The organism is [Mycobacterium] fortunisiensis, from assembly GCF_019050325.1.
Classification (GTDB): domain Bacteria; phylum Actinomycetota; class Actinomycetes; order Mycobacteriales; family Mycobacteriaceae; genus Mycobacterium; species Mycobacterium fortunisiensis.
Genome location: NZ_VOMB01000016.1, coordinates 28,136 through 51,878, shown reverse-complemented (window position 1 = coordinate 51,878; position 23,743 = coordinate 28,136). Strand labels below are relative to the sequence as shown.

The window sequence follows — 23,743 nt, the reverse complement described above, 5'->3', positions numbered from 1 at the left end:
CGCGTTACCGGATCCGACCAACATTGCCATGGCCAATTGTTACATTGACAACTGTCACAGTCTGTGGTGACGTAAATGCCCGTGAGCGCAGCTGATCTCCCCGGCGTGCCGGCCAAACCCTCCCTGCGTGCCGTCGTCGCCGGTGCCGCCACCCGGTGGACGTTGGGCTGCCTGACCGGCGCAGTCCCGGTGAACCGGGCGGGGGTCAGGTTTTCCCGCAGCCTCGTCGCAGCGATCATGGCGACGCTGGGGTCCATGCCCGCCGGCACCAGGGTCGTCCCGGTCCGCCGGCCGGGCGTCCGGGGGGAATGGGTGCTCGGGCCGGGTGTGGAGTTCGGCACGCGGGCCGGCTACTACATCCACGGCAGTGCCTACGTGATCTGTTCGGCGCACACGCACCGCAAGCTGGTGGCGCGGTTGTCCGAGGCCACCGGGATGCCGTTCTTCTCGGTCGATTACCGGCTGGCTCCCGAACACCGCTTCCCCACCGCCGCCGACGACGTCGCCGCCGGTTACCACTGGCTGCGGTCCGAAGGCTACGTCCCGTCCGAAATCGCGATCGCCGCCGATTCCGCGGGTGGCCACCTGGCCTGTGACCTGCTGCTCGCCCACATCGACGAGCCGGAGTTCCAGCCTGCCGCGCTGGTGCTGTTCTCACCGCTCATCGACCTCACCATGGGCCTGGCCCAGCGGCAGGAGGCGGTACGGCGCGATCCGGCGATGTCGGCGACCGCGGCCCGCCGGCTGGTCGGGCTGTACACCGCGGCGCAGGACCCCGATCACCCGCGACTGCGCCTGGACTTCGCCAAGGCGGATCGCCTGCCACCCATGCTGATTCAGGCGGGTGGGTTCGAGATGCTCAGTGCCGACGCCCGCTACCTCGACGCCGAAGTGCGCCGAGCCGGTGGCTCCAGCGTGCTCGAAGTGTGGCCCGGCATGGTGCACGTGTTCCAGGCGCTGCCGCGGCTGGCGCCCGAGGCCGAGTCGGCACTGCGCCGAGCCGCCGCGTTCATCGCCGCCGCACCGGCGGACAGTCGGCCGAACGCCCGGACGGAGGCCTGCTGATGTTCGGATTCGACTTGCTGTCCAACGCTTTCCGCAGTGTTCGCCGGTGCGCCGACGCACGCGCGGTGGTCACCGGTGCCGGGAGCGGGATCGGCCGCTCGTTCGCCCTTGAGCTCGCCCGGAGGGGTGGCGAGGTCATCTGCGCCGACATCAACGCAGACCGGGCCGAGGAGACCGTCGAACTGATCGGCAACCTGCCCGGCGGTGCCGGCCACGCCGTGGTCTGTGACGTCTCGGATCGCGGCGCGGTCGAACGGCTGGCCAAACAGGCCGACCAGATCTTCGGTGGCCCACCGACACTGGTGATCAACAACGCGGGTGTCGGCGCCGGCGGCAAACCCATCGGCGCCATCGGTTTCGAGGACTGGGACTGGGCGCTCGGGATCAATTTGTGGGGTGTGATCTACGGGTGCGAGGTCTTCACGCCGATCCTGCGCGAAGCCGGCCGCGGCGGGATCATCAATGTGGCTTCCGCCGCGGGCTTCGCCGCCGCGCCGTCGATGGGCCCGTACAACGTCTCCAAGGCCGGGGTGATGTCGCTGTCGGAGACTCTGGCCGCCGAACTCGCGGGCACCGGCATCGCGGTGACGGTGCTGTGTCCGACGTTCGTGAAGACCAACGTCTTTCAGGACGGTCGCATCACGCCGGGGTCGATGAACCTCAGCCAACAGCTCGCCCGGTGGACCGGATTGTCACCGGACAATGTCGCGGCCCGCACCCTCGACGCACACGGCAACGGTCGGTTGTACGTGGTCCCCCAGATCGACGCCACCGTCATCTGGCATCTCAAGCGGCACTTCCCAGGCCTCTACGTCCGCGGCGCCGGACTGCTCGGCCGGGTTCTCCCCAAAGACTGACCCCTGCGGCGAAAGCTGCCCCCGCCCGATTTCTGCGAAAGGACCCGTCATGGCGATGGACCTCGACAACATGCTCCAGATGATCAAGGACCGGCAGTGGGCCCTGATCGACATCGACTGGGATGCACCGGGAGCCGAGCTCATCGATCCGGAACTGCACGCCAAGCTCAAGCCGTTCATGACCGACCTGATGTGGATCGAGAACGTCGGCGCCCGGGGCTTTGCCGCGCTGGCGAAGAAGGCGCCGAATCCGACGCTCAAGAGCATCTACGAACATTTCCACGCCGAAGAGCAGAAGCACGCCAACGCCGAGCTCGCGCTGATGCGCCGGTGGGGCATGCTCGAGGACGACGAGATCCCGCCGCCGAACGTCAATGTCCAGCTGGTCATCAACTGGCTCGACAAGCATTCCGATGGCATGGGTCTGACGTTCCTCGGCACCGTCATCCCGATGCTCGAAGTGGCCCTGGATGGAGCGCTGATCAAGTTCATCACCGATGAGGTCAAAGACCCGGTCGCCCAAGAGGTGTTCAAGCGGATCAACTCCGACGAGTCCCGACACCTGGCCGTCGACTTCGAGGTGATGGACATCCTCGGGCACGCCCAGATGCGCAAACTGCTCATCGAACTGGTCGGGGGCTGGATCAAGCCCACCTTCCTGGTCGGCGTGCTCAGCTACTTTCCGCTGCTGAACAAGATGCGCGACAACATCGTTGCCATGGGGGTCAGCGAGGACCGGTTGTATCAGGCGATGCGCCGGTTCCAAAATGTCGGTGAGCGAAGTGAATTCGCCCGCCGTCTACCGATGTACCGACTGATCTCGTGGCAGAGCCGCAAGGTGATCGACCGGACCTCCAAGTATCACTGGCTGGCCGATTCGCTGGTCAAGATCACCGGTGTGATTCCGATGTCGTTGGTGCAGAACACCCCGACCTGGTCGCAGGAACTGACCTACGAGCCCGTGGCCTGAAGGGCTTTCTGACATGACTTCTTCTTCCATCTCAGTCGCCATCATCGGGGCCGGATTCGCCGGCATCGGCGCCGCCATCCGGCTGCAGGATGAGGGCGTGACCGACTTCGTGATCTTCGAGCGGGATTGCAGGGTCGGTGGAACGTGGCGCGACAACACCTATCCCGGCGCCGCCTGCGATATCCCGTCGCGACTGTACTCGTACAGTTTCGCGCCGAACCCGGACTGGTCCCACACCTATTCGGGCAGTACCGAGATCCTGAAGTACATCAACGGCATGGTCGAATCATCCGGCATCGCACCAAAAATCCGGTTCGACCATACCGTCGTCGGCATCGCGTACGACGCGGTTGCCGGCGAGTGGACCGTCGATCTCGACGGTCGGGAGCCGGTGCGGGCCCGAACGGTGATCATGGCCTCCGGACCGCTGTCCAACGCCAGCTTTCCGGACATCCCCGGGATCGACACCTACGCGGGCCACAAGATCCACAGTGCCCGCTGGGACCATGACTACGATTTCGGGGGCAAGCGGGTCGCGGTGGTCGGCACTGGCGCCAGCGGGGTGCAGATCGTGCCAGAACTGGTGAAGACGGCGAAATCGGTCAAGGTTTTTCAGCGCACTCCCGGCTGGGTGCTGCCGCGGGCCAACTCCGCGACCAGTGGCCGGCTCAAGCGCCTCTACCGCGCGCTGCCGGTGACCCAGAACCTGATGCGAAGCGCCTGGTACTGGGGGCACGAGTCGGTCGCCCTCGGCGTCGTCTGGGACAGCCCGGTCACCCGTGTGGTCGAGGCGATCAGCATCGCCAATCTCCGTCGGCAGGTGAAAGATCCGTGGTTGCGGCGGCAGCTGACGCCGGACTTCGCCGCCGGCTGCAAACGGCTGCTGATGTCCAGCGACTACTACCCGGCCCTGCAGGCCGACAACTGCAAGCTGGTGACCTGGCCCATCGCGCGGCTGTCCCCCAACGGAATTCGCACTGTCGAGGGGATCGAGCACCAATTCGATTGCATCGTGTTCGCGACCGGGTTCGATGTCTGCAAAGCCGCCACGCCGTTCCCGGTCACCGGGATCGACGGCCGTGAGCTGGCTGCGGAATGGAGTGGCGGCGCCTACGCGTACCGCAGCGTCGTGGTGTCCGGCTACCCCAACCTGTACTTCACCTTCGGTCCCAATTCCGGGCCGGGACACAGTTCGGCGCTGGTGTACATGGAAGCCCAGATCAACTACATCGTCGAGGCGATCGGCACGCTGCTGCGGTTCGGCTGGAAGTCGCTCGATGTGCGACCCGAGGTCCAGGACGGCTACAACGCCGACATCCAGCGGCGCCTGCGGGCCACGACGTGGAACTCGGGTTGCCAGAGTTGGTATCTGACCGACGACGGTTTCAACGCGACCATGTATCCCGGGTTCGCCACCCAATACGTCAAGCAGCTCAAGACCGTGAACCTGGCCGATTACACGATCACCGTCGCGCAGACCAGCGGCGAGCCGCTCGCCACCGGATAGGATTCGCTGGTGGCCGAGTATCGGATTGACGACCTCGCTCGAGAAGCGGGGACGACAACCCGGAACGTACGCGTCTATCAGGACAGCGGCCTGCTGCCCCGGCCACAGCGCCGGGGCCGGGTGGCGATCTACACCGACCGGCACCTGCGTCAACTGCGGGCGATCACCCGGCTGCTCAGCGAAGGTTTCACGCTCAAGCACATCATGAAGTTCCTGACCGGGCTACAGCCCGGACAGAATCTCGTCGATGTCCTCGATCTGTCCGATCTCGAGGAGCTGGTCACCGCGCCGTGGTCGCGTCCGGAGCCGCGCACCATGGCCCTCGCCGAGCTCGAAGAGCGGCTCGGCCAACTGGACGCGGCAATGGTGCGCCAGCTGATCGGCCAGGGGGTCGTCGCAGCCACCGCGGACGAAAACGTCTATGCCGTCACCGATGTCCGTCTGATCGACGATTTCGCCGCGCTCGTCTCCCGCGGCATGCCGCTCGCGATAGTCCTGAAAACCACCGCGTCGGTGGACAAGAAACTCGACGCCGCCGCTCGCGAAATGACCCGCGGCGGTCACCGGGAAGTCGTTCGGCAGCGGGGCGCCGGATGGCTGCCCACGAACGAATCCGAGCTCGCCTGGGCCGCCGATCTGGTCGACACCATGCGCCGCGCCGCCCGCCGCCTCGCTCACGCGAGCCTGGATCGGGCGTTCGACGAAGCGGTCCGGGCCGAGTTGCACGAGTATCAGGCCGCGGGCAAGGCCCAGACCGGATCCGAGACAGCCGACGAACGTGAGCCCGACGGGGACGCCACACCGGACGGCCCCCGCCGGGCTCACGACAAACGGACTAAACCTCGATGACGACCGCGCCGCCCTGGCCACCGCCGGCGCACATCGCGGCGACACCGATTCCGCCGCCACGGCGCTTCAGCTCATAGACCAGGGTGGTGACCATGCGGGCGCCCGATGCCGAGATCGGGTGGCCGAGGCTGCAGCCACTGCCGGAGAAGTTGACCAGTTCCTCGTCGATGCCGTATTCGCGGACCGCGGCGATCGGTACGGAGGCGAACGCCTCGTTGATCTCCCACAGCGCCACGTCCGAGGGCTTGAGCCCGGCACGGTCCAGCACCTTGCCGATCACCTTGACCCCGCCCAGACCGGTGTCCCGCGGGGCGACGCCGACGGCGGCCCACGCCTTGACGGTGGCCAGCACGTTGAGGTTCTCGGCGGCCGCGTAGTCGTCACCGACCACCGCGACAGCAGCGGCAGCGTCGTTGGTGCCGCTGCTGTTGCCCGCGGTGATGGAGAATCCTTCGATCTCCGGGTGCAGGACCTTGAGTTCGGCGAGCTTTTCGACCGTGGTGCCGCGGCGCGGGTGCTCGTCGACGCTGAACTCGATGACCGAACCGTCCGGCTGGGTGATCTTGAGCGGCACGATCTCGTCGACGAACTTGCCGGCATCGATGGCGGCGATCGCGCGCTCGTGGGACCGCGCGGCCCAGGCGTCCATGTCCTCGCGGGTGAGCCCGGCCGACTGGGCGGTGTTCCAGCCGACGGTGATCGACATGTCGCGCATCGGCGCGTCCGGCGTCTCCACGTGGGTGGGCGTCATCCAGCGTTCTTCGAACTTGAGTTCCGGGCCGGGGATGCGCCAGTTGGTCAGCGGCGTCATCGACAGGGACTGCACACCGCCGGCGATCAGCACCCGCTCCATGCCGGAACCGATCTGGGCCGAGGCGTTGCCGATCGCGGTGAGCGAGCCGGCGCAATGCCGGTTGACGGCCTGGCCCGGTACCGACTGCCAGCCCAGGATGTCGGCGGCATAGCGCGCCAGATCGCCGCCACCATAGTTGGACTCGGCGATGATCATGTCGTCGATCGCCTCTGGGGCGATGCCGGCCCGGCGGACGACCTCGGCCAGGACCGGGACCAGCAGATCCTCGGGTGGGGTATTGACCAGCGTGCCCTTGAAGGAGCGGCCGATTGCGGTGCGGGCGGCGCCCACGATGACGGGTGTTGCCATGAGATTCAACCTTTACGATTTCAGTGGGTTATGTAAACGTACCAGGTCGCTGGTCAGTGCGGTTCGGGCACGTCGAAATGCTCGTCACGCAGCCGGAACGCCTCCTTGGTCCCGTGCTGGGCCCGGGTCTTGACGAAGTTGAACTCGCCAGGCGAAAACTGCAGGTTGGTGCCGTAGGCGTGGAAGATGTAGCTGGCCACCTCCTCGCCCTGGTACGCCTGGCTCTGTTCGACGAGCCGGAACGCTTCCTTGGCGATCACGACGCCGTCGGCCGGCATCTTCGAGGCCTTCTGCGCCCAGTACCGGGCCCGCGCCGCGAGCTGGTCGGCGTCGCAGGTCTCGGTGAATACGCCGAGGTGCTCCACGGAACCGGCCTCGATGATGTCGCCGGTGAGCAGCAGGCGCCGGGCCAGCACGGGGCCGAGCCGGTGGAAGAACATGTGCAGGCTGCCCAGCGCCGGGCCCAGGAACCGGGTGGCCGGCATGCCGATCCTGGTGTCCCGGGCGATCACCGAGATGTCGGTCATCAACGCCATCTCGAATCCGCCGCCCAGGGCGTACCCGCCGATCTCCCCCACCGTCACCTTCGGGAAGCCCATGAAGTTGTGGTAGAAGCCGAAGGTCTTGCGATCCACCGTGAGTCGACGGCGCTGGCTGGGCCGTGACTTCTTCGGATCGGGCTTGTCGGCTCCACCCCTGCGCTCTTCGCCATACCAACCGTAGGCATTGTTCATATCGGCGCCGGTCGAGAACACCCCTTCGGCGCCGCGCAACAACACCACGGTGATGTCGTCGTCCTCGGCCACGATGTCGAGATAACGGGCCAGATCGTCGCGCATCGCGGCGTCGTAGGAGTTGCGTTGTTTCGGATTGTTCAACGTGATGGTGGCGATGCGGTTGTCCGCATCGACCTCGTAGAGCACGCGGTCATCGGTCATGCGAAATCAGCCTCGCTTCAATGGTTTTGTCGTTACCGGCGGCCAGGGTGGTGCGCCGCGCAGCGGTGAGGTGGTCGGCGGCGAGCTTGGTCGCCCGGGCCGAGTTTCCGTCGGCTATCGCATCGAGCAGACGCTGGTGGTCGCGCAGCGCAGCCCGCATGGTGGCCTGGTCGACGTCGTCGCCCCACACCGACGATTCGTGTGCCGACCAGATCAATTCCAGCGACCCGATCAGCAGGATCATGGGTTCGTTTCCGCAGCGGGACACCAACGCCTCGTGGAACCGCCGGGCATTGGGCACGTATTGCGACAGGTCGTCGAATTGCCCTGTCTGCAGGTCGATCTCGGCCTGCAGAAACGGAACCACCTCGGTGGCGCGATCTTCGCGTGCGGCGCACATCCCCGCACAGATCGGTTCCAGATGCAGGAGCGCCTCGCTGACGTCGGCCGGCGTGGCGGCCCGGGTCTGCAACACCATCCCGATCATGTGGGCGGTGCGGTCGGCCGAGGGCATCTGCACCACCGCGCCACCGACGTTGCCGCGACGCACCGAGATCAATCCGTCGGTCTCCAACAGATGGATGGCTTCACGCAATGCGGGTGGACTGACCCCGAACTCTCCGAACAGGCTCTCCTGGGTGGGCAGGATGTCCCCTTCACGCAGCCGCCCGGACAGGATGTCGTCGCGCAGCTTGGACGCCACGATCTCGGCCACCCGAGGCTGACGTATCCGGTGTGCCCGCACCCAGCCCTCCCCTGTTCCGCCGACGGCCTTTCCTTGCTAACTTGTACAGGATAGTAATCGCATCGTCTACTGTATGGGCAACTGTATGGCTCCGAAAGGCGGGTTCCAGGTGAGCGACGAGGCGATATCGACGTCCCGAGACGGCGCCGTCCTGCGCATCACGCTGGATCGGCCGGCGCGCCGCAACTCGTTGAGTCACAGCATGATCGACAACCTGGTTGCCACGCTGTCAGCCGCCGCCCACGACGACTCACTGCGGGCGATCGCGATCACCGGCGCCGGGGAGAACTTCTGCGCCGGCGCCGACTGGGTGGCCACCAACAGCACTGGGCAACGTCCCCGCACCGGCGATCTGGTCCGCCGGATCCCGCACACCGCGCACCGGGTCATCGAACTCGTGGCCACCATCCAGCTGCCGGTGGTGTGCGCGGTCCGTGGCTGGGCGGTAGGACTGGGTTGCAATCTGGCACTGGCCGCCGATTTCACCGTCGCCGAGGACGGCGCGACATTCTGGGAGCCGTTCATGAGCCGGGGGTTCACCCCGGACTCCGGTGCGACCTGGCTGTTGCCACGGCTGGCCGGGGTCGCCCGGGCCAAGCGCATGTTGCTGCTCGGCGAGAAGGTCAGCGGGGCGCAGGCGGCTGACTGGGGCCTGATCCACACTGCGGTCCAGCCCGACGACCTGGACGCGAGCGCCGACGAACTGCTGGCCCGGCTGGCCGCCGGACCCACCGTCGCGATCGGGTTGGCCAAACAGTCCATCGCCTACGGCCAGCACGCGACCCTCACCCAGTCCATGAACCAGGAATTGTCGAACCTGGAACTCTCCTGCCGTACAAGTGATTTCAAAGAGGGCCTGGCCGCGTTCCGGGACCGCCGCGACCCGGACTTCCAGGGCCGATAACCAGAGGAACCAATGACCGAATCTGCTGCGTACGACACCATCAAATACGAGGTGGACGGCCACAAGGCCACCATCACGCTCAACCGGCCCGACGCGCTCAATGCGCTCTCGCCCCACATGATCACCGAATTGCGGGCCGCCTACGCCCAAGCCGAGAACGACGACAACGTCTGGCTGATGATCGTCACCGCCACCGGCCGCGCGTTCTGCACCGGCGCCGACGTCAAGGAGATCCCGGGCGACGGCAAGGTGGTCAACGAACGGCCGTATCTTTCCACCTACGAGCAGTGGGAGGCACCGCAGGAGGGCACCCCGCCGTTCCGCAGCATGGCCAAGCCGGTCGTGGTGGCGATCAACGGGATCTGCTGTGGCGCCGGGCTGGACTGGGTCACCACCGGGGACATCGTGATCGCCTCGGACAAGGCGACCTTCTTCGATCCGCACGTGAGCATCGGCCTGGTGGCCGCGCGCGAGATGGTGCGGCTGGCCAAGGCATTGCCACGTTCGGTGGCGCTGCGAATGGCGTTGATGGGCAAGCACGAACGCATGACCGTCGAGCGGGCCTACGAGCTCGGGCTGATCACCGAGATCGTGGAACACGACAAGTTGTTGGAGCGGGCCCACGAGATCGCCGACACGGTGTGCCTCAACGCGCCGCTGGCGGTGCGGGGAACCCGGCTGGCCATCCACAAGACCCTGGACCTGCCGCTGCACGACGGCGAGATCCTGGCCGAGACATTCCGGGAGCGGGTGGTACGCACCGAGGATGCCCTGGAAGGGCCGCGGGCGTTCGTGGAGAAGCGCAAACCCAACTGGCAGGCACGGTAATCGGCAATGGAGACACTGCTCCTCGACTTCGACCACGAATCGCGGGTCGCCACGGTCACACTGAACCGTCCCGACGCCCTGAACTCGTTCAACCGCACCATGTGCAATGAGATGCGCGACGTTTGGCATGCCATCAAGGCGGACGAGGGCATCAATGCCGTGGTGCTGCGGGCGGCAGGCGACCGCGCGTTCAGCGCCGGCCTGGATGTGAAATCCAGCTACGGACAGCCCGAGATCGTGTGGAACCACGAGGATCCCGGTGAACTGCTCAGCCCCAAGTGGCAGAAGATGTGGAAGCCCGTGGTGTGCGCGGTGCAGGGAATGTGCACGGCCGGCGCGCTGTACTTCGTCAACGAGGCCGACGTGGTGATCTGCTCCACCGAGGCGACGTTCTTCGACTCACATGTCAGCGCCGGTCTGGTCTCGGCGCTGGAGCCGATCGGTCTGATGCGCCGGGTCGGTCTCGGCGACACGCTGCGGATGGCCTTGATGGGCAACGACGAACGCGTCGGTGCCGACACCGCGCTGCGGATCGGGCTGGTCACCGAGGTGGTGGCCCGCGAGCAGCTGTGGGACCGGGCGCACGAGATCGCCGCCACCATCGCCGCCAAACCACCGACGGCCACCCAGGGCACCGTCAAGGCCATCTGGGAGTCGCTGGACAAGCCCTACCGGGCCGCCATGGATCAGGGCCTGATCTACACCCGGCTGGGCAACCCGATCGCCAAGGCCGAACTGGCCGACCGTCCGCTGCCCAAGACCACGCCGCGGATCCGCTGATGGTGCATCCGCTTTCCCGTCGCATCGAAGATGTCCTCGACCTGGACCACTCGGCCGGAGCGATCCAGTACGAGGGCCAATGGCACAGCTGGGGCCGGCTCGCCACGTTGGCCCGGCGCGTCGCCGCAGTGTCGGCGGGGGCACGGGTCGGCATCATGCTGCGCAACCAGCCCGCGCACGTCGCAGCGCTGTTGGGGGTGCTGGCCGCCGGTGGCACCGTGGTGGTGATCAACCCGTCCCGCGGGGATGCCCGCACCCGGGCCGACATCGAAGCGCTCGATCTGCCGGTGCTGATCGGTCTGCCCGAGGACCTCGCCACCTTGGCAGCTCCGTCCCCGACCAGGACGACCGTGACGATCCACGATCTCGACACCGCACCCGAGGTCGCCGCCGCCCAACGGCCGGCCGAGGACGCGGGCCGGCCGGGGGTTGCGGTCTGGATGCTGACCAGCGGTACCACCGGCCCACCCAAGCGGGTGGACCTGACCTACGACATGCTGGCCCGCAGCGTCATCGGCCGCGACCCCGCGAATGCCCAGGCCCCAACCGAGTTGCGCCGCGGAGTGGCGATCGTCAACTCTCCGCTGGTGCATGTGGGTGGGGTGTTCCGGGTGCTGCTGTGCATCGCCGAGGCCCGGCCGTTCGTGTTGCTGCCCAAGTTCGAGCTGACCCGCTGGGCCGATGCCGTGCGCGAACATCGCCCCCGGGCGGCGTCGCTGGTGCCGGCCGCGTTGCGCATGGTGCTGCATTCCGATCTGACCCGCGAGGACCTGTCCAGTCTGCGCGCGGTCACCTCCGGGACGGCACCGCTGTCCGCGGACGACGCCGACGCGTTCACCGAGAAGTTCGGCATCCCGGTGCTGACCTCGTATGCGGCAACGGAATTCGGTGGCGGGGTGGCCGGTTGGACGTTGGCCGACCACCAGAAGTACTGGAAAGACAAGCGCGGCAGCGTGGGCCGGGCCAACCCGGGAGCACAATTGCGGGTGGTCGACGAGGGCGGGAAGCCACTGCGCGCCGACGAGACCGGGCTGCTCGAGGTCAAGCCGGCACAATTCGATGCCGACGCGGACTGGCTGCGCACCACCGATCTGGCCCGCATCGACGCCGACGGCTTCGTCTGGATTCTCGGCCGGGCGGATCAGGCCATCATCCGCGGCGGGTTCAAGGTGATGCCCGACGACGTCCGCACCGCGTTGGAGAGTCATCCGGCGGTGCGGGGGGCGGCCGTGATCGGTGTGCCCGACGAACGGCTCGGCGAGGTGCCGGTCGCCATGGTGGAATTACACGCCGCGGCGACGTCGACCGACCTGGAGACCTTCCTGCAGAGCCGGCTGGCCCGTTACGAGATCCCCACCGATATCAGCATCGTCGATGCCATACCTCGAACCCCCTCGGGCAAGGCCGATCTCGGTGCGGTCCGAGACCACTTCGGCACCCGTGTCTGACATGCTCGCCGACCTGCTGCGCCGGGCCGGCGAGCACCCGCTGCTGCTGTGCGACGACGAGCGGATCAGCTACGCGCAAGCCGATCACCGCTCGGCCGAACTGGCCCGCGGATTGTTGGCGCTCGGCGCGGGCAAGGGCAGCCATATCGGATTGCTCTACCCCAACGGGATCGACTTCGTGGTCGGCATGCTGGCCGCCGCCCGGATCGGCGCGGTGGTGGTGCCGTTCTCCACGTTTCTCACCGCAGCAGAACTGCGGGGCCAACTGCTCGACAGCGAGGTTGTGATTTTGCTGTCGGCCAGGAGGTTCCGCAATCACAACTACGAGCAGCGGCTGGCCGCCGTCACCGATGCGCCGTGTCTGCGGCATGTGCTGTTCGACCCGCCGCCCGCCGCCGTGGCGGAATCCGTGCTGGCCGGCGCCGAGGAGGATGTCGACGCGTCGGATCCGCTGGCGATCATCTACACCTCCGGTTCCACCGGCCCGCCGAAGGGCGCCGTGCACACGCACGGCGCCCTCCTCGCGCATCAGGGCAACCTCAACGTGATTCGCGGTCTCACCGCCGCCGACCGGCTGTTCTGCAATTCGCCGTTTTTCTGGATCGGCGGATTCGCCTTCGGATTGGTGGCGACGATGGTCGCCGGGGCGACCCTGATCTGCTCCAACGCCACCGATGCCGGCATCACGTTGGACTTGCTGGAGGCCGAGAAACCCACCATCACCAACGGTTTCGTCTCCGGGATCGCCCACCTGACCCGACATCCGAGCTTTGCCGACCGCGATCTGTCCTCGATGCGCCGCGGCAATCTGTACCCGATCATGGCGCCCGAGGTCCGCCCGGCCGATCCCGAGCTGCGGCACAACATGCTGGGTCTGACCGAGGCCGCAAGCGTGGTGCTGCTCGACGGCGACGACGGAGACCAACCCGAACATCGGCGCGGCAGCTACGGCCGCCCGGCGCCCGGCTTCGAGACCAGGGTGCTGGAGTCCGGCGAGCTGTGCATCCGCGGGCCGTATGTCATGCAGGGCTATTACGGACGCAACCGGGAGGACTGCTTCGACGCGGACGGATGGTTCCACACCGGCGATCTGGTCCGTGTCGATGACGACGGGTACTTCTACTTCCTCGGCCGGGCCGGCTCGATGATCAAGACCGCCGGCGCCAATGTCACCCCGGGTGAGGTCGAGAAAGCGTTGGCAGCGCTGGGTTACCCCGCGCATGTGCTCGGCCTGCCCGACGCGCAGCGGGGGCAGGTCGTTGCGGCGGTGATCGTCAGCGATGCCCCGGTTGACGTCGATGCGGTGCGAACCGCCCTGCGCGGTGCGCTCTCGGCATTCAAGGTGCCGCGCCGATTCGCGGTGCTCCGCCACGGTGAGCTTCCCACGTTGTCCAGCGGCAAGGTCGATTCCACCGCCCTGATCGGATTGTTCGATGCCTGAGACGATCGACGCGCTGGTGCGCGCCCAGGCCGGTCTGTTCGGGCCGAAGCCGATGGTGATCGACCCTGTCGACCGGATCGGCTACACCGAACTGGAGTCCAGCACTGCCGAATTGGCCGCCGGTTTGCTCGCCGCGGGGATGACCAAGGGGTCCCGGGTCGGCCTGATCATGCCCAACGGGGTCGCCTGGGTTCGGCTCGCCATCGCGGTGATGCGCGTGGGTGCGGTGCTCGTCCCATTGAGCACCCTGCTACGGCCCGGTGAACTGACCGGGCAATTGCGCATGGCGTCGGTGCAGTTCCTCATCGCGGTCGACGAATTCCGCGGTCACCGCTACCCGGTGGATCGGGACCAGTTGCCCGCCTTGCGCGTCATCTGGAAAGCGGACGAGGCGCTGGCGTTCAACGGCACGCGCGGCGCCACCGATGCGCTCGCCGCGCGGGTACGCGAGAGCGACCCGATGGTGGTGATGTTCACCTCGGGCAGCAGCGGGCCGCCGAAAGGCACCGTCCATTCGCACCGGAATGCCCTGTGCGCCGTGCGGTCCGGGCTGGAGGCGCGCTGCGTCGACGCCGGCACCCGGCTGTACCTACCCATGCCGTTCTTCTGGGTCGGCGGGTTCGGCGCCGGCATCCTGTCGGCCCTGCTGGCCGGGGCCACCCTGGTCACCGAACCCAGCCCCGGCCCGGCGTCCACCCTGGACCTGTTGCAGCGCGAACGGGTCACGTTGTTCCGGGGCTGGCCCGAACAGGCCGAGGCACTGGCCCGCCACGCCGGCACCGCGGATCTGTCCGCGCTGCAGCCGGGCAGCCTGGAAGCCCTGCTGCCGGCACACCTGCACGCACGGCCCGGTGCCCGCGCCTCGCTGCTGGGAATGACCGAATCATTCGGCCCGTACTGCGGTTACCGCGCCGACACCGACATGCCGCACTCGGCGTGGGGCAGCTGCGGACAACCGTTCGACGGCATGGACCTTCGCATCGTCGACTCCGAAACCGGCGGTCCGCTGCCGCGTGGCGAAACCGGTGAGATCCAGATCCGTGGCCCGCACGTGATGCGGGGTATCTGCCGGCGCAGCCGAGAGCAGGTGTTCACCGCCGACGGCTATTATCCGACCGGCGATCTCGGCTACCTCGATGCCGACGGGTTCCTGTTCCACCGTGGCCGATCCGATGACATGTTCAAGGTCCGGGGCGCCACGGTGTATCCCGGCGAGGTACAGCGCGCGCTGCGGTCACTGCCCGGGGTGCGGGCCGCGTACGTCGTCAATGTCCCTGACGACCGTGCCAATCAGGTCGGCGCCGTGGTGGTGGGCGATGGATTGTCGGTGGAGTCGCTGCGTGCGGCCACCCGCGCGGCCATCAGCTCGTTCAAAGTGCCCACGCTGTGGCGGCTCCTCGGCGACGACGAGGCCATCCCGCGCGGGGCGACCGGAAAGGTCGACAACACCGCATTGCGGACCATGTTGAGGAAAGGTGTCCGACCATGAAGACAAAGGGTGCGCTGGTCTGGGATTTCGGCCAACCGTGGTCGATCGAAGAGATCGAGATCGGCGATCCCCGCAAGGGCGAAGTCAAGGTTGCCCTGGAAACGGCGGGCCTGTGCCACTCGGACCACCATCTGATGACCGGAGACATCCCGATGGCAGACTTCCCCATCCTGGGCGGTCACGAAGGTGCCGGGGTGATCGTGGAAGTCGGGCCCGACACCGAAGGCTTGGAGGTCGGCGATCACGTGGTGATGTCGTTCATCCCTTCCTGCGGGAATTGTCCGGCCTGCCAGGTCGGGTTGCGCAATCTATGTGATCTCGGCATGGGCCTGCTGGCCGGCGCGTCGGTGTCGGATGGATCATTCCGCGTACAGACCAAGGGCAAGAACGTGATTCCCATGTCGCTGCTGGGCACCTTCTCTCCGTACGTGGTCGTGCACCGGACGTCCGTGGTGAAGATCGACCCGTCGATTCCATTCGACGTCGCCTGCCTCGTGGGATGCGGGGTGACCACCGGATACGGCTCTGCAGTGCGCAGCGCGGATGTCCGGCCCGGTGAGGATGTGGCTGTGATCGGCATCGGTGGCGTCGGCACCGCGGCCCTACAGGGCGCTGCGATCGCCGGTGCACGCCGTATCTTCGCCGTCGACCCGGTCGAATGGAAACGTGAGCAGGCCCTGAAATTCGGAGCCTGCCAGGCCTATCCGGATGTCTCCTCCGCTCTGGCGGCAGTGGCCGAAGCCACCGGCGGCCGCATGTGTCACAAGGTCATCGTCACCGTCGGGCGCACCGAGGGCCGTGAGGTGGAATCGTGGATGCAGCTCACCGCCAAGGGCGGCACCTGCGTGCTCACCGCAATGGGCAACGTCGTCGACACCGACGCCACGCTGAACCTGGCCGGTCTGACCTTGTTGCAGAAGACGTTGCAGGGCAGCCTGTTCGGCGGGGGTAATCCTCAGTTCGACATTCCAAATCTGCTGACGCTCTATCAGCTCGGTGAATTGAACCTCGATGACATGGTGACTCGCGAGTACCGGCTCGAAGAGATCAACGAGGCCTACCGGGACATGCTGGAGGGACGCAATATTCGTGGCGTGATCCGCTATACGGAGGCTGACCGATGACGACGACGATCTTCGAGTTGTTCGAGCTGATCGGTTATCGGGACGCACCGGGATCCGCCGATGAGGTCGTGGTCGAACTGCCGGTGGCACCACATGTGGTCAACACCAACGGCGGGCTGCAGGGCGGGCTACTGGCCACCCTGGTCGACACTGCCGCGGGCAAGCTCGCCATGCGTCAGGTGCCGCCGGGCCACAGTGTGGTGACCTCGGACCTCAGCCTGCGCTATCTGCGGCCCGTCACCGACGGTGCCGCGCGGGCGGTGGCCCGTCTGGTCCACACCGGCAAGCGGTCCATGGTGATCCACGTCGAGATCTTCACCGTCCCAGACGAGCACCTGGCCGTCGTCGCCTCGGTCAGCTTTGCGAAGATCCAGTCCAAGGAGGCAGCCTCATGAAGCTTGGACTATCCACCCCCGTCGTCATGCAACACCCCGGTGAGTTCTCCCCGTGGGAGGCCACCGCCGGCCCCGACGAACTCGCCCTGATCGCCGAGGCCGCCGACCGCTTGGGTTTTCATCACCTCACCTGTGCCGAGCACACCGGGATCCCGGCCGCGGCCGCCGCGGTGCGCGGAACGGTGTATTGGGATCCGCTGGCCACCCTGTCCTTCCTGGCCGCGGTGACCCGACGTATCCGCCTGGTCACCGCCGTGGTGGTGCTGCCCTATCACCACCCGGTGGCGCTGGCCAAGAGCTACGGCACCCTCGACCGGCTCAGCGGCGGTCGCGTGGTGCTCGGTGTCGGGGTGGGGTCGCTGACCGAGGAGTTCGAGTTGCTCGGCGCGCAGTTCGACGGCCGGGGTGCGGCTGCCGACCGCGACATCGCCACGCTGCGGGCCGCGTGGGGTCAACCGGTGGTCGACGGCTTCGCGATCGAACCGCACGCCATCACAACCGATCTCGCGGTCTGGGTGGGTGGGCGGACCAGACGCTCGTTGCGTCGGGCCGTGGAGTTGGGTACCGGCTGGATGCCGTTCGGTCTGTCCCCCGACGTCATCGCAGAGTTTCTCGCGCAGCGACAATTACCGGCGAATTTCGACGTCATCCTGTCCCCCGGTGTGCCGCTGGACCCACGGGGCGAGCCGGATACCGCGCGTGACCGGCTGGGCCGGTTGCGCGACGTCGGTGCCACCATCGCCAACTGTTCGGTGGCCGCGCGCGACGCCGAACATTTCTGCGAGCAGCTCGAAGCGCTGCAGAAGATCGGCGAGGATCTCTGAGTCACACGATCGCGTTCGCCCGCAACTCGGCGATCTGGGCTGCGTCGTAACCGATCTCACCGAGGACCTCATCGGTGTGCTCGCCCAGCAGGGGCGGACGACGACGGATCGTACCGGGCGTCGCCGACATCCGGAACGGTGTTTCGATGATCGGCACCTCACGCGACGCACCCGGGAATGCCACCCGCTGCAGGTAACCCATGGCCTGCACGTGCGGATCGTCGAGCACGTCCTGGGTGGAATGTAGCGGGGCGGCGGGCATTTTCGCCTTCTCCAACAGTTCCAAAACCTGCGCCTTGGTCTTGTCGGCGCACCAATCGGCCATGATGTCGTTGAGCACATCGCCGTTGGTCCAGCGGATGTCGTCGTTGGCGAACCGCGGATCGTCGAACAGTTCTTCCCGCTCCACCAGCCGGCACCAACGTTTGAACATCGGCTGTCCGGCCACCTGCAGCAGCACCCACTGGTCATCGGCGGTGCGGTAGAGATCGCACGGCGCGACCGAAGCGCCCTTGTTACCCATGCGGGGCTTGTCCACCTGCAGCAGTTCGCGCTCGATGAGAAAGGCATTCGACAGCATCAGCGCGGTGGGCAGCAGCGCCCCTTCCACATGTTGGCCCTGCCCCGTCTTGTCCCGGTGGTACAGCGCCATCATCACACCGATCGCCAGGGTCAGTGCGGTCCCGAAGTCGGCGTAGGGCACCACCGTTCGGATCGGCTGGTCCGGCAGGCCCTGCCGGTAGACCGCCCCGGACATCACCTGTCCGGCACCGTCGAAGCCGATCTTGTCACTGTAGGGGCCGCCCTCGCCGTAGGCGGTGGCACTGGCCAGGATGATGTCGGGCTTGATCGCCTTGAGCGTGTCGTAGTCCAGCCCGCTGGCCCGCATGCCGGCCGCGGGCATGTTCGCGATCACGATGTCGGCGCTCGCCACCAGGCGGCGGGTGATCTCGGTCCCTTCGACGGTGGTGGAATCCAGCGTGAGCGAGCGCTTGTTGCGGTTGCACTGCAGGAACGTTCCGCCTTCGCCGCCCTCGGTGACGGCCTGCACCCAGCGGTCTTCGCCGCCTTCCCGCTTCTCCACGCGCAACACGTCGGCGCCCATGTCGGCCAGGATCGCACTGCACCACGGCGCGGCGATGAACCGGCCGTAGTCGAGCACCCGTATCCCGTCGAGAACCCCTGCCATTTGCTCACCTTTCCTTCCGCGAGCAGACACAAAACTGCCCTTTTCAGCCCAGAAATGGGCAGTTTTGTGTCTGCTCGCGGGACAAATTCATCGCTACCCGAGCACGCCCAACCGCTCGAGGTGGTCGGTCAACGGCTTGGACGCCGCACACAGGTGCTCGGCCATCGCGTCGCGGGCCGAAGACCCGTCACGATCCCGGAGCGCGGCCAGGATCCGCCGATGATCGTGGGTGGACTGCTCGGGCCACCCCTCGACCGTCGGATACACCGATTCCAGTGCATACCTGGTGATCTGGGACATCAGCTGGGCCAGCTTCGGCGACTCGGCCGCCCGGTTCACCCCTCGGTGGAAGGCGTGGTTGAGCCGCACCGCCGCCTCGTGATCGTTGTTGGTGTAGGCCTCCTCCAGCTCCCGCTGGATCCGGTCGAGCTCCTCAAGCTGACCGTCGGTGATCTGCCCCGCCGCCCGTGCGGCCAACTGCCCGCCGATGTGGGCCTGCACACCGGCCACGTCGTCGATGTCACGCCGGGTGACCGGCAGCACCAGAAACCCGCGCCGGGGCTGCTGCGTCAGCAGCCCCTCGGTGCGCAGACCGAACAGCGCCTCGCGCACCGGCGTGACGCTGATACCCAGTTCAGCGGCAAGCTGTTCCAGCCGGATATACTTCCCCGCCGGGTAGGTGCCGTCGAAGATCCGTCGTCGGATCAGCCGGGCCACATCCTCGGCCAGCTGGGGCCGGGCAGCGAAATCGGGGACGGTCACGGCTCACACCCGATAGTCGGACAACAGCCGCTTGCTGATGATGTTCTTCTGGATCTCGCTGGTGCCCTCCCCGATCAGCAGGAACGGGGCGTCCCGCATCAGCCGCTCGATCTCGTACTCCTTGGAGTAGCCGTACCCGCCGTGGATCCGGAAGCTCTGCTGGGTGACCTCCGAGCAGAACTCGCTGGCCAGGTACTTGGCCATGCCCGCGGCCACGTCGTTGCGCTCACCGGAGTCCTTGAGCCGGGCAGCGTTGACCATCATCAGATGCGCGGCCTCGACTTTGGTTGCCATCTCGGCCAATTGGAAGGCCACCGCCTGGTGCTCGGCGATCGGCTTGCCGAACGTCTCGCGCTGCTGCGCGTAACGTACCGCCAGTTCGAAGGCCCGTATCCCGACGCCGCAGGCTCGGGCCGAGACGTTGACGCGCCCGACCTCGACCCCGTCCATCATCTGGAAGAAGCCCTGCCCGGTGACCCCGCCGAGCACGTCCTCGGCGTCGGCCCGGTAGCCGTCGAAGATCAACTCGGTGGTGTCGATCCCCTTGTAACCCAACTTGTCCAGCTTGCCCGGAATGGTGAGCCCGGGCACGACTTCACCGAAGCCGGTGGGCTTTTCGACCAGGAACGCGGTCAGGTTGCGGTGCGGCTTCTCGGCGCCCTCGTCGGTTCGCACCAGGGCGGCCACCAGGGTCGAGCTGCCGCCGTTGGTCAGCCACATCTTCTGACCGTCGATGGTGTAGGTACCGTCGTCGTTCTTCTTGGCCCGGGTCCGGATGGCCGCCACGTCCGAACCCAGCTCCGGCTCCGACATCGAGAACGCGCCCCGGGTGTCACCAGTGGCCATGCGCGGCAGGAACTTCTGCTTCTGCGCATCGGTGCCGTGCTGGCGGATCATGTAGGCGACGATGAAGTGGGTGTTGATCACCCCGGACACGCTCATCCAGCCGCGGGCCAGCTCCTCGACGCACAACGCGTAGGTGAGCAGCGACTCCCCGAGGCCGCCGTACTCCTCGGGGATCATCAGCCCGAACAGGCCCATCTCCTTCATCTTGTCGACGATGGCCTGCGGGTAGGTGTCGGAGTGTTCCAGCTCCTGAGCGGTGGGGATCACCTCTTTGTCGACGAATTGCCGTACGGTCGAGACGATCTCGGTCTGGAACTCGGTGAGTCCCAGAGTTTGTGCGAGTTTGGTCATGCGCTCACCCTTTCGAAGACAGCGGCCAGGCCCTGCCCGCCACCGATGCACATGGTCTCCAGCCCGTAGCGGGCCTGACGCCGATCCAGCTCCCGGGCCAGCGTGGCGAGCATCCGCCCGCCGGTCGCCCCGACCGGATGGCCCAGCGAGATCCCGGACCCTCGGACGTTGGTGCGGTCGAAGTCGGACTCGCCGAACTTCCACTCCTTCAGCACGGCCAACGCCTGTGCGGCGAACGCCTCGTTCAGTTCGATCAGGTCGATGTCGGACAGCTGCAGACCGGCCTTGGCCAACGCCGCCTCGGTGGCCGGCACCGGACCGATCCCCATGATGTTGGGGGCGACGCCGGCCACGCCCCACGACACCATCCGCACCAGCGGGCGCAAGCCCAGCTCGGCGGCCTTCTCCGGGGTGGTGACGATGCACATCGATGCGGCGTCGTTCTGGCCACTGGAGTTGCCGGCGGTCACGGTGGATTCCGGATCCTGCTTGAGCAGAACGGGTTTGAGCTTGGACAGCGATTCGACCGTGGTGTCGGCCCGCGGGTGCTCATCGGTGTCGATCACCGTTTCACCCTTGCGGTCGCGGACGGTCACCGGAATGATCTCGTCGGCCAGCACCCCGGACTGCTGGGCGGCCACGGCGCTGCGGTGCGAGCGCACCGCCAGCTCGTCCTGCTCGGCACGGGTGATGGAATACTCGCGACGCAGGTTCTCGGCGGTCTCCAGCATGCCGCCGGGCACCGGGTAGAACTGGCCGCCGGCCGTGGTGCGCCCGCGCGCGAGCCCGTCGTGGATCTGCACACCGGAACGGGCTCCGCCCCAGCGCATGTCGGTGGAGTAGAACGCGACGTTGCTCATGCTCTCGGCGCCGCCGGCCACCACCAGGTCGTTGTCCCCGCTGCGCACCTGCAGGCAGGCCTGGATCACCGCCTGCAATCCGGAGCCGCAGCGCCGGTCGACCTGCATACCGGGAACCGTGACGGGCAGACCGGCGTCGAGCGCCACCACCCGGCCGATGGCCGGGGCCTCACTGTTCGGATAGCAGTGGCCCAAAATAACGTCGTTGACATCTCCTACAGGCACCCCGGTGCGCTGCAGCAGTCCTTTGAGCGCAGCGACACCGAGTTCGACGGCGGTCAGGGACTTGAACATGCCGCCGTAGCGGCCGATCGGGGTGCGGACCGGTTCGCAGATGACGGCATCGCGCAGACCCATGCCGGTGCTCATACGTGCCGACCGCCGGTCACCTCGAGCACGGTCCCGGTCATGTACGACGACAGGTCGCTGGCCAGGAACAAGGCCACCTTGGCCACCTCGTCGGGTTCGCCGGCCCGGCCCATCGGGATCTCCGCCAGTTTCTCGTCCCAAATCCGTTGCGGCATCGCCTCGGTCATCGCCGAGCGGATCAGGCCCGGCTGGATGGCGTTGACCCGCACGCCGAGATGGGCGAGTTCCTTGGCCGACGCCTTGGTCATGCCGACGATGCCGGCCTTGGCCGCCGAGTAGTTGGTCTGTCCGACCAGACCGACCTTGCCCGAGATCGACGACATGTTCACGATCGCGCCGCGCTTGTTCTCCCGCATGATCGCCGCGGCCGATTTGGTGCCGTTCCAGGTGCCCTTCAGATGCACGGCGATGACCTGATCGAACTGGTCCTCGGTCATCTTGCGCAACGTGGCATCGCGGGTGATGCCGGCGTTGTTCACCATGATGTCCAAGCTGCCGAACCGCTCGACCGCGGCCTGTACCAGCGCCTCGACCTCGGCGGAGGAGGTGACGTCGCACCGCACCGCGGTCGCGACCTGCGCGCCGCCGAGCTCTTGTGCCGCCGCTTCGGTGGCCTCGAGGTTGACATCGCCGAGCACGACGCGCGCGCCCTCGTCGATGAAGCGTCTCGCGATGGCCAGGCCCAGGCCTTGGGCACCGCCTGTCACCACTGCAGTCTGACCGGTCAGCAACGACACCTGATCACCTAACTTTCGATCCCGGGGGCTCTGTCAGAGCCAGATCATATTTCATATACGATATTGGAGATTCACCGCCCCGCGGATTCCGCGCGAAGAAATGGAGCTTCCCTGTGACCACCACCGCGGCCACCACCGAAGTCAGCGCCGAGGACTTCGCCGAGATCCTGGCGCAGACCCGCAACTTCATCCGCACCGCCGTGGTGCCGCGCGAGAACGAGATCCTGGCCACCGACAAGGTGCCCGACGATCTGCGTCAGCAGGCCAAGGACATGGGCCTGTTCGGTTACGCGATCCCCCAGCAGTGGGGCGGGCTCGGGCTCAACCTGGCCCAAGATGTCGAGCTGGCAATGGAATTCGGTTACACCTCGTTGGCACTACGGTCGATGTTCGGCACCAACAACGGCATCGCCGGGCAGGTGCTGGTGGGCTTCGGCACCGACGAGCAGAAGACCCGGTGGCTCGACGGCATCGCCTCGGGCGACGTCGTCGCCTCCTTCGCCCTGACCGAGCCCGGCGCCGGATCCAACCCGGCCGGCCTGCGCACCAAGGCGGTTCGCGACGGTGACAGCTGGGTGATCAGCGGCCAGAAGCGTTTCATCACCAACGCGCCGAACGCCAACCTGTTCGTGGTGTTCGCCCGCACGCGTCCGGCCGACGAAAACGGGGCCGGCGTCGCTGTCTTTCTAGTGCCGGCCGACGCCGCCGGCGTCGAGGTCGGCGTCAAAGACGCGAAGATGGGTCAGGAAGGCGCCTGGACTGCCGACGTCACCTTCACCGACGTGCAGGTGCCCGACGCCGCGCTCGTCGGCGGCAGCGAAGACGTCGGCTACCGGGCCGCGATGACGTCATTGGCCCGCGGCCGGGTGCACATCGCCGCACTGGCGGTCGGCTCCGCCCAGCGCGCGCTCGACGAATCGGTGGCCTACGCCGCGGCGGCCACCCAGGGCGGTCAACCGATCGGCAGCTTCCAACTGGTGCAGGCCATGATCGCCGACCAGCAGACCGGGGTGATGGCCGGCCGCGCGTTGGTCCGCGACGCCGCGGCAAAGTGGGTGTCCGGCGAGGACCGCCGCATCGCACCGTCGGCAGCCAAGCTGTTCTGCACCGAAATGGCCGGCAACGTCGCCGATCTCGCGGTGCAGATCCACGGCGGCACCGGGTACATGCGTGAGGTCCCGGTCGAGCGCATCTACCGGGAGGTCCGGCTGCTGCGCCTCTACGAGGGCACCAGCGAGATCCAGCGACTCATCATCGGCGGCGGGCTGGTCAAGGCCGCCCAGCGCCAGCTCTGAACACCCAA

Annotated in this window: 23 protein-coding genes; 15 read left to right on the top strand and 8 right to left on the bottom strand. The window is 67.0% G+C overall.

Annotation, left to right across the window (positions count from 1 at the left end; genetic code table 11):
• The first annotated feature begins 75 nt into the window (after nt 1-75).
• From FR943_RS10520 to FR943_RS10500, 5 genes are read left to right on the top strand one after another with little or no spacing between them, the layout of a single operon-like run.
• Complete coding sequence (locus FR943_RS10520) at nt 76-1,065, top strand: alpha/beta hydrolase (protein ID WP_217156698.1); 990 nt, start codon at nt 76-78, stop codon at nt 1,063-1,065.
• Nucleotides 1,065-1,922, top strand: coding sequence for an SDR family NAD(P)-dependent oxidoreductase (locus FR943_RS10515; RefSeq protein WP_217156696.1), 858 nt, complete (start codon nt 1,065-1,067; stop codon nt 1,920-1,922). The genes FR943_RS10520 and FR943_RS10515 overlap by 1 nt, the downstream gene beginning before the upstream one ends.
• 49 nt (nt 1,923-1,971) lie before the next feature.
• Complete coding sequence (locus tag FR943_RS10510; RefSeq protein WP_217156694.1) at nt 1,972-2,892, top strand: ferritin-like domain-containing protein; 921 nt, start codon at nt 1,972-1,974, stop codon at nt 2,890-2,892.
• Between the two features lie 13 nt (nt 2,893-2,905).
• Nucleotides 2,906-4,399: a flavin-containing monooxygenase gene (locus tag FR943_RS10505; RefSeq protein WP_217156692.1), complete on the top strand. Its 1,494-nt coding sequence runs from the start codon at nt 2,906-2,908 to the stop codon at nt 4,397-4,399.
• A gap of 9 nt (nt 4,400-4,408) precedes the next feature.
• Nucleotides 4,409-5,248, top strand: coding sequence for a MerR family transcriptional regulator (locus tag FR943_RS10500; protein WP_217156690.1), 840 nt, complete (start codon nt 4,409-4,411; stop codon nt 5,246-5,248).
• Here the strand turns inward: FR943_RS10500 and FR943_RS10495 are convergent.
• From FR943_RS10495 to FR943_RS10485, 3 genes are read right to left on the bottom strand one after another with little or no spacing between them, the layout of a single operon-like run.
• Nucleotides 5,235-6,410 carry a thiolase family protein gene (locus FR943_RS10495; RefSeq protein WP_217156689.1) on the bottom strand — a complete coding sequence of 392 codons (1,176 nt, stop codon included), beginning with the start codon at nt 6,408-6,410 and terminating at the stop codon, nt 5,235-5,237. The genes FR943_RS10500 and FR943_RS10495 overlap by 14 nt on opposite strands.
• A gap of 53 nt (nt 6,411-6,463) precedes the next feature.
• Nucleotides 6,464-7,348 carry an enoyl-CoA hydratase/isomerase family protein gene (locus FR943_RS10490; protein WP_217156687.1) on the bottom strand — a complete coding sequence of 295 codons (885 nt, stop codon included), beginning with the start codon at nt 7,346-7,348 and terminating at the stop codon, nt 6,464-6,466.
• Entirely contained in the window at nt 7,338-8,093 is a 756-nt protein-coding gene (locus FR943_RS10485) for a FadR/GntR family transcriptional regulator (RefSeq protein ID WP_217156685.1), read from the bottom strand. The genes FR943_RS10490 and FR943_RS10485 overlap by 11 nt, the downstream gene beginning before the upstream one ends.
• Nucleotides 8,094-8,178: 85 nt before the next feature.
• Here FR943_RS10485 and FR943_RS10480 point away from each other — a divergent pair, with 85 nt between their 5' ends.
• From FR943_RS10480 to FR943_RS10440, 9 genes are read left to right on the top strand one after another with little or no spacing between them, the layout of a single operon-like run.
• Nucleotides 8,179-8,997: an enoyl-CoA hydratase/isomerase family protein gene (locus FR943_RS10480; RefSeq protein WP_217158125.1), complete on the top strand. Its 819-nt coding sequence runs from the start codon at nt 8,179-8,181 to the stop codon at nt 8,995-8,997.
• 12 nt (nt 8,998-9,009) lie between these two features.
• Complete coding sequence (locus FR943_RS10475) at nt 9,010-9,825, top strand: enoyl-CoA hydratase/isomerase family protein (protein ID WP_217156683.1); 816 nt, start codon at nt 9,010-9,012, stop codon at nt 9,823-9,825.
• 6 nt (nt 9,826-9,831) lie between these two features.
• A complete protein-coding gene (locus FR943_RS10470) occupies nt 9,832-10,605 on the top strand; it encodes an enoyl-CoA hydratase/isomerase family protein (protein ID WP_217156681.1) in 774 nt (257 codons plus the stop codon).
• Nucleotides 10,605-12,053 (top strand): class I adenylate-forming enzyme family protein, encoded by a 1,449-nt coding sequence (locus FR943_RS10465; RefSeq protein ID WP_217156678.1) that lies wholly within the window; start codon nt 10,605-10,607, stop codon nt 12,051-12,053. The genes FR943_RS10470 and FR943_RS10465 overlap by 1 nt, the downstream gene beginning before the upstream one ends.
• 1 nt (nt 12,054) lies before the next feature.
• Nucleotides 12,055-13,494 carry a class I adenylate-forming enzyme family protein gene (locus FR943_RS10460; protein WP_217158123.1) on the top strand — a complete coding sequence of 480 codons (1,440 nt, stop codon included), beginning with the start codon at nt 12,055-12,057 and terminating at the stop codon, nt 13,492-13,494.
• A complete protein-coding gene (locus FR943_RS10455) occupies nt 13,487-14,983 on the top strand; it encodes a class I adenylate-forming enzyme family protein (protein ID WP_217156676.1) in 1,497 nt (498 codons plus the stop codon). Before FR943_RS10460 ends, FR943_RS10455 begins: the two co-directional genes overlap by 8 nt.
• Nucleotides 14,980-16,107, top strand: a complete 1,128-nt coding sequence (locus FR943_RS10450) for an NDMA-dependent alcohol dehydrogenase (RefSeq protein WP_217156674.1) — start codon at nt 14,980-14,982, stop codon at nt 16,105-16,107. Before FR943_RS10455 ends, FR943_RS10450 begins: the two co-directional genes overlap by 4 nt.
• Nucleotides 16,104-16,502, top strand: coding sequence for a PaaI family thioesterase (locus FR943_RS10445; RefSeq protein WP_217156668.1), 399 nt, complete (start codon nt 16,104-16,106; stop codon nt 16,500-16,502). The genes FR943_RS10450 and FR943_RS10445 overlap by 4 nt, the downstream gene beginning before the upstream one ends.
• On the top strand, nt 16,499-17,326 hold the full coding sequence (locus tag FR943_RS10440) for a TIGR03619 family F420-dependent LLM class oxidoreductase (protein ID WP_217156666.1): 828 nt from the start codon (nt 16,499-16,501) through the stop codon (nt 17,324-17,326). The genes FR943_RS10445 and FR943_RS10440 overlap by 4 nt, the downstream gene beginning before the upstream one ends.
• Before the next feature lies 1 nt (nt 17,327).
• Here the strand turns inward: FR943_RS10440 and FR943_RS10435 are convergent, their stop codons facing one another.
• The 5 genes from FR943_RS10435 to fabG form a co-directional block, all read right to left on the bottom strand.
• Entirely contained in the window at nt 17,328-18,515 is a 1,188-nt protein-coding gene (locus FR943_RS10435) for a CaiB/BaiF CoA transferase family protein (protein ID WP_217156658.1), read from the bottom strand.
• A 93-nt stretch (nt 18,516-18,608) separates the two neighbouring features.
• Nucleotides 18,609-19,277 (bottom strand): GntR family transcriptional regulator, encoded by a 669-nt coding sequence (locus FR943_RS10430; protein ID WP_217156656.1) that lies wholly within the window; start codon nt 19,275-19,277, stop codon nt 18,609-18,611.
• Between the two features lie 3 nt (nt 19,278-19,280).
• Nucleotides 19,281-20,474, bottom strand: coding sequence for an acyl-CoA dehydrogenase family protein (locus FR943_RS10425; RefSeq protein WP_217156649.1), 1,194 nt, complete (start codon nt 20,472-20,474; stop codon nt 19,281-19,283).
• Nucleotides 20,471-21,691, bottom strand: coding sequence for an acetyl-CoA C-acetyltransferase (locus FR943_RS10420; RefSeq protein WP_217158121.1), 1,221 nt, complete (start codon nt 21,689-21,691; stop codon nt 20,471-20,473). Before FR943_RS10420 ends, FR943_RS10425 begins: the two co-directional genes overlap by 4 nt.
• 8 nt (nt 21,692-21,699) lie before the next feature.
• The gene (gene fabG / locus FR943_RS10415) at nt 21,700-22,440 is read right to left on the bottom strand and encodes a 3-oxoacyl-ACP reductase FabG (protein ID WP_217156647.1); all 741 of its coding nucleotides are present in this window, start codon (nt 22,438-22,440) and stop codon (nt 21,700-21,702) included.
• A gap of 113 nt (nt 22,441-22,553) precedes the next feature.
• Here fabG and FR943_RS10410 point away from each other — a divergent pair, with 113 nt between their 5' ends.
• On the top strand, nt 22,554-23,735 hold the full coding sequence (locus FR943_RS10410; protein ID WP_217156645.1) for an acyl-CoA dehydrogenase family protein: 1,182 nt from the start codon (nt 22,554-22,556) through the stop codon (nt 23,733-23,735).
• The last annotated feature ends 8 nt before the right edge of the window (nt 23,736-23,743 follow it).